Origin of the sequence: Pseudoalteromonas sp. MMG022 (genome assembly GCF_021654245.1) — a bacterium.
Taxonomy (GTDB): domain Bacteria; phylum Pseudomonadota; class Gammaproteobacteria; order Enterobacterales; family Alteromonadaceae; genus Pseudoalteromonas; species Pseudoalteromonas amylolytica.
Genome location: NZ_JAKFZQ010000014.1, coordinates 126,249 through 132,248 on the forward strand (window position 1 = coordinate 126,249; position 6,000 = coordinate 132,248).

At 45.2% G+C, this 6,000-nt stretch carries 6 protein-coding genes; 5 read left to right on the top strand and 1 reads right to left on the bottom strand.

The features are described 5' to 3' along the window. The first annotated feature begins 111 nt into the window (after positions 1-111). The 5 genes from priA to L1070_RS13945 all read left to right on the top strand — a co-directional run bounded on the left by priA (position 112) and on the right by L1070_RS13945 (position 5,175). Positions 112-2,280: a primosomal protein N' gene (gene priA / locus L1070_RS13925; RefSeq protein WP_237125959.1), complete on the top strand. Its 2,169-nt coding sequence runs from the start codon at positions 112-114 to the stop codon at positions 2,278-2,280. 7 nt (positions 2,281-2,287) lie between these two features. Continuing rightward, positions 2,288-2,815 (top strand): SPOR domain-containing protein, encoded by a 528-nt coding sequence (locus L1070_RS13930; protein WP_237125960.1) that lies wholly within the window; start codon positions 2,288-2,290, stop codon positions 2,813-2,815. Between the two features lie 78 nt (positions 2,816-2,893). After that, positions 2,894-3,412 carry an ATP-dependent protease subunit HslV gene (gene hslV, locus L1070_RS13935; protein ID WP_070986472.1) on the top strand — a complete coding sequence of 173 codons (519 nt, stop codon included), beginning with the start codon at positions 2,894-2,896 and terminating at the stop codon, positions 3,410-3,412. 11 nt (positions 3,413-3,423) lie between these two features. Next, complete coding sequence (gene hslU / locus L1070_RS13940; protein ID WP_237125961.1) at positions 3,424-4,752, top strand: HslU--HslV peptidase ATPase subunit; 1,329 nt, start codon at positions 3,424-3,426, stop codon at positions 4,750-4,752. Between the two features lie 48 nt (positions 4,753-4,800). After that, complete coding sequence (locus L1070_RS13945) at positions 4,801-5,175, top strand: gamma-butyrobetaine hydroxylase-like domain-containing protein (protein WP_237125962.1); 375 nt, start codon at positions 4,801-4,803, stop codon at positions 5,173-5,175. Between the two features lie 89 nt (positions 5,176-5,264). On the opposite strand, the gene L1070_RS13950 is transcribed toward L1070_RS13945, so the two are convergent. Continuing rightward, a complete protein-coding gene (locus L1070_RS13950; protein ID WP_237125963.1) occupies positions 5,265-5,441 on the bottom strand; it encodes a hypothetical protein in 177 nt (58 codons plus the stop codon). Positions 5,442-6,000 lie beyond the last annotated feature (559 nt).

Here is a 6,000-nt window from a genome sequence, read left to right on the forward strand (position 1 = left end):
AAAAATGGCATTTTTTGTACAATCGACCGCCTAGGCTGCGAGTTAAACTAGGTTTTTACGGCTGCCTTTAGTACATTAGCAGGCATGTTAAGTTGCCTAACAGGCTCATAGATGTTTGCTGAAGTTGCCATTAAAGTGCCTTTATTTCGCACATTTGATTACGCGATACCAAAGCACAGTACCGTGGATGTGGGCTGTCGAGTCAAAGTCCCTTTTGGCAATCGAAAATTAGTCGCGGTAGTATTGGCTATCAAACCCGATACCGAAGTCCCCGAGAACAAACTCAAAACCATTGCACAGGTGTTGGATACCAGCCCTATTCTATCACCTGAGCATCTTAAGTTTTTGCGTTTTACTGCTCAATACTACGCCCACCCACTTGGTGAAACCTTATTTACGGCGTTGCCGGCGGCACTACGAGAAGGTGAGCACCCCGATAAAACCACCATTGCAACTTTTTCTTTAACTGAGCGAGGCAAACAGCTACCCACACTTAGGGCAAAAAAGCAGATGGCTTTACTCAAACAACTCAGTGAGTCTGGCGAGTCGAGCTTAACCGAACTCAAAGCGTTAGGTTTTAGTAAACAACAACTCAATGCACTGCTTGACAAGCAATTAATCGAAGAGCAAATCAAACACGATAGTCAATGGCAAAGCCAAACACTTAACATCGCATCCAAACCTAGATTGAATGAAGAACAAGCCACCGCCTGTAGTGCCATCAATCAGCAAGCTGGTTTTCGCTGTTTTCTACTTGAGGGTGTAACAGGTAGCGGCAAAACGGAAGTGTACTTACAGAGTTTGGAGCGAGTACTACAAAACGGTCATCAAGCGCTTATCTTAGTGCCCGAGATAGGGCTGACACCACAGACCGTTAACCGCTTTAGACGTCGCTTCCCCGATACTCCCATTGACTTATGGCATTCAAATTTAACAGATAATGAACGCTTGCATACTTGGCGAAGGGCTGAAAAAGGTAGCTGTGCACTAGTAATAGGCACCCGTTCCAGTGTCTTTTTACCGTTTAAAAGCCTTGGGATGATCATCGTTGATGAGGAGCATGATGGCTCATTTAAACAGCAAGAAGGGCTGCGTTACCACGCCCGAGATCTAGCTGCATACCGCTGTGCCAGTCTAAAAACCCCTCTGATTCTAGGCACTGCCACGCCAGCGTTTGAGACCCTACACAAAGCCATCAACGGTAAATATCAACTACTGACACTTTCGCAGCGCGCACAAACAACCACCGATAACCAATTTTTACTGGTTGACATGAAGGGCCAAAGTGAACAGTTTGGTTTCTCTGAAACGACCTTGAAACACGTTGAAGCCACGCTAAAACGTGCCAAACAGGTGATGGTTTTTTTAAATCGTAGAGGCTATGCGCCAACGCTTCTGTGTCATGAGTGCGGCTGGTTAAGTCAATGTAACCATTGCAGTGCCAGTACGACCTATCATAAAGCAATGAACAGGCTCGTCTGCCATCACTGTGCTCAGCAAAGCTTTGTTCCGCCACAGTGCCCTGATTGTGGTAGCACGCAAATTATGCCCGCAGGACTTGGCACCGAGCAACTAGAAAGCTTATTGTCTGAGCGTTTTGCCGACACCCCTCTTAGCCGTATTGATCGTGATACCACACGCAGAAAAGGCGCACTGGAAGACGCTTTGGCAGATATCAACCTAGGCGGTGCAAGAATTCTAGTAGGCACTCAGATGCTAGCGAAGGGCCATCATTTTGCCGATGTCAGCCTCGTGGTGATCCTAGATGTAGATAGTGGCTTGTACTCAAGTGACTTTCGCGCCACCGAACATATGGCCCAACTCATTACCCAAGTAGCAGGCCGAGCAGGACGCAGTGGTGAAGCGGGCAAGGTGTTATTGCAAACCCACTTCCCCGAGCATCCATTGTTACAAGACCTCGTACACAATGGCTATCAAGACTTTGCTCGATACGCGCTCAAAGAACGTGAAGAAGCGTTGTTACCCCCCTTTAGTCATCTAGCCATATTGCGTGCGCAAGCGACCAATGCACAATTGGTCTTCGACTTTTTATCAGATCTGGTTCCAGCTACCCCCTACTGTGGTATACAATTGCTCGGGCCGATCCCCGCACCGATGGAGCGCATGGCGGGTAAGTATCGATATCAATTACATATTCAAGCTTCAGAACGTGTGGTGTTACACAATTATATTGCACAGCTAATGACATATATCAGTGAGCATAAGCTGGCGAATCGCGTTCGCTGGAGTATAGACATAGATCCTATGGATACCTACTAAGTAAGTTATGGCACAACACGATTATATAAATAGAAAGCCAAAAAATAACAACGGCGGTAAAAAACCCGCGCCACGCAAACCCTTTCCAGCGCTACTTGCTGCGACAGCGCTGGTGCTCGTTGCGGGATTTGCATACGGCCTTTGGTACATAAAACACAATGCAGAACCAGAAAAAATCTCACCCGCTGCCACACCAGTTAAAGAGGAACCTGCAAAATTACAAAAACCTGTGATCAAGCCCTTTTTAGAAGAAATAAAAGAGCACGAAATAAAGGTTGAAGTAAAAGAGATAGAAAGCAAGGGCCCTTATCAAATGCAGTGTGGCTCGTTCAGAACCCACGCTCAGGCTGAAGAAATGAAAGCTAAGATGGCATTTGCTGGACTTATCGCAGAAATTCGTCGCACCGAAGGCAGTAATGGCGTGTGGTATCGAGTTCGTTTAGGGCCGTATGAAACCAAACGAAAAGCCGAAAGTGACAAGAATAAACTCAAGCGCATCAAGATCATGGGTTGCGCTATATGGGGTTGGACTTGATTTTAGGCCAATCACCCATATCTTGTAATTATCAAATAATGAAAGGCGCCTAGAGCGCCTTAGTTTTTAAGGAATACTATGACTACCATCGTTAGCGTACGTCGCGACAACAAAGTTGTTATTGGTGGAGATGGCCAAGTGTCACTTGGCAACACAGTAATGAAAGGCAATGCGCGTAAAGTTCGCCGTCTATATAACGGTAAGGTACTTGCGGGATTTGCCGGTGGAACAGCGGATGCATTTACCTTATTCGAGCGCTTTGAAGGCAAGCTTGAAATGTATCAAGGCAACCTCACCAAAGCCGCCGTTGAAATGGCCAAAGACTGGCGCAGCGATAGAGCCTTGCGCAAGCTAGAAGCGCTGCTGGCCGTCGCCGATGAAACAGCTTCACTTATCATTACCGGTAATGGTGATGTTGTTCAGCCTGAACATGATTTAATCGCGATCGGTAGCGGCGGTAATTTCGCCCAATCAGCTGCCATTGCCTTGCTTGAGAATACCGACTTGAGCGCCCGAGAAATTGTTGAGAAAAGCCTGAAAATTGCAGGTGATATCTGCGTATTTACCAACAATTTCCAAACTATTGAAGAATTGTAAGAGGAATTGCCATGACTGCAATGACCCCACGAGAAATCGTCCACGAATTAGATCAGCATATTATTGGTCAAAACCAAGCAAAAAAAGCCGTTGCAATTGCCCTTCGTAACCGCTGGCGCCGTATGCAATTGAACGATGACTTACGCGCTGAAGTCACCCCAAAAAATATTCTTATGATTGGCCCAACGGGTGTGGGTAAAACTGAGATTGCAAGACGCCTAGCTAAGCTGGCCAACGCGCCATTTATCAAAGTGGAAGCGACAAAATTCACCGAAGTGGGCTACGTAGGTAAAGAAGTTGAGTCAATTATCAAAGACTTGGTTGATATTTCTTTCAAAATGACCCGTGAGCAACAGGCCAAAAAGCACCAGCATCGCGCCGAAGAAGCTGCTGAAGAGCGCATTCTGGATGCCTTACTGCCACCGGCTAAAGACGCTTGGGGTGAATCACAACCTAGCGAAAATAGTTCAACTCGTCAGGTGTTTCGTAAAAAGCTACGCGAAGGACAATTAGACGATAAAGAAATCGATATCGACATCGCCGAGTCAGCACCTCACGTTGAGATCATGGCCCCACCTGGTATGGAAGAAATGACCAACCAATTACAGGGCATGTTCCAAAGCATGACTGGCGAGAAAAAGAAAAAGAAAAAGCTCAAAATCAAAGATGCATTTAAGCAATTAGTGGAAGAAGAAGCTGCCAGAATGGTTAATCCTGAAGAGCTGAAGGAACAAGCTATCTTCTCAGTTGAGCAAAACGGTATCGTGTTCATCGATGAAATCGATAAAATCTGTAAGCGCGGTGAAGCTCAAGGCCCAGATGTAAGCCGAGAGGGTGTACAACGTGACTTATTACCACTGATTGAAGGCTCAACCGTCAATACCAAGCACGGCATGGTTAGAACTGACCACATCCTATTTATTGCCTCGGGTGCATTCCAAATGGCGAAACCTTCTGACTTAATTCCTGAGTTACAAGGTCGTTTGCCTATCCGTGTTGAATTGGAAGCCCTAACAGCTGGAGACTTCAAACGTATCCTTACCGAGCCGCATGCATCACTCACCGAGCAACAGCAAGCACTGATGAAAACCGAGCAAGTGGAGATAAGCTTTACCGACGATGCTATCACGCGTATCGCTGAAGCCGCATGGCAAGTGAATGAGAAAACCGAGAACATCGGTGCACGTCGTCTTCATACGGTCATGGAAAAGCTAATGGAAGAACTGTCTTATGACGCTTCTGAAAAATCGGGCGACGCCTTCGTGATTGATGCCCAGTACGTCGAGAAACACCTAGATGTATTAGTACAAGACGAAGATTTGTCACGCTTTATTCTGTAACACACCCAAAGCGGAGCTCCGTGCTCCGCTCACGCTTATGGCTGACGTATGTATATCGTAACGAAACTTCACTACCATCAACAAAGCCGCACCCTAGATGTCTACTTTGACGATGGACAGCAATACACCCTAAGTGCAGAGCTGTTGCGTACACACTCGCCGTCCGCTGAAGTGCAAGGGCATGGCAAAGGCGAAATGAAACTGGTGTTAAATAAACACAATGTGGCGATTGCTAGTATTGAGCCTGTGGGTCATTACGCCGTACGTTTATGTTTTGATGATGGACATAATACGGGCCTGTTTAGCTGGCAATATTTAAGAATCCTATGCAACGACCAGCAAGCACTATGGGCACGCTACCTTGAGCGTGTTAAAGCACATCAAGAAAACGCGCACAGTATACCAATTAAGTTTGTACCTTAATTTTGAGGTATTTATCTGCCACTCGCTCAGTTATGGCCTTATTGGTAGCTAAAGGCGTCATTTAGCTAGGTGCTAAATGACAAATTAGATTAACAATAGCGTTCTGAAAGATGCAGATCGCCTGTGTCGGATGTTGTACATTCTCCACATGCTGAAACCGTATTCGGGTATACCCCACCACCCACATTTGGGGTCACATATGCAGGCAACTTCGCTTTGTTGTTAGAAATTACTTTCAGTTTCTTTTTCGTAAGTTTTAGTTTCATGACTTTTCCTTAAATTACAATTAAAATCAACATTACGCTAACATAAAAGCAAATATACTTACAAATTAAATACATTAAGAGCCAAAACACTTCTTTAGAGTGGGCTTACCTCATATCTACCGAAATACCATGCCAACCGCGCCACAATGGAAACATACGAAATTCGTAATGAAAAAAAAGTTTTTACATTCAGAAAGAGAAAACACGGGTTCTGTAGCGAACCTGATTTAGATTTACTTAATCAGCAACTCGAAGAGTCACAAAATCAAGGTCTCATTGTGGAGTCCGTGACCCCTGTTGCAAACCATTTAGGGGGCATTGATTCGTATGTGATTTTATTATCCGCTCAAAAGTAGCGGCATAAAACTGCTAACTTCCCCATAAATAAGCTTGGTATATTAGAGAGATATGCACCTATATTCGACTTTGGTTATGTTAGCGAAAATGGGATGAGTGCTATGGATTACTGTATAAAAACGAGGTGTAACCTCGCAGTAGTTGAGTTTTTATTGAAAGAAGAACCGAATATAAAAATAAACAAGGCAACATTTGATGCCTT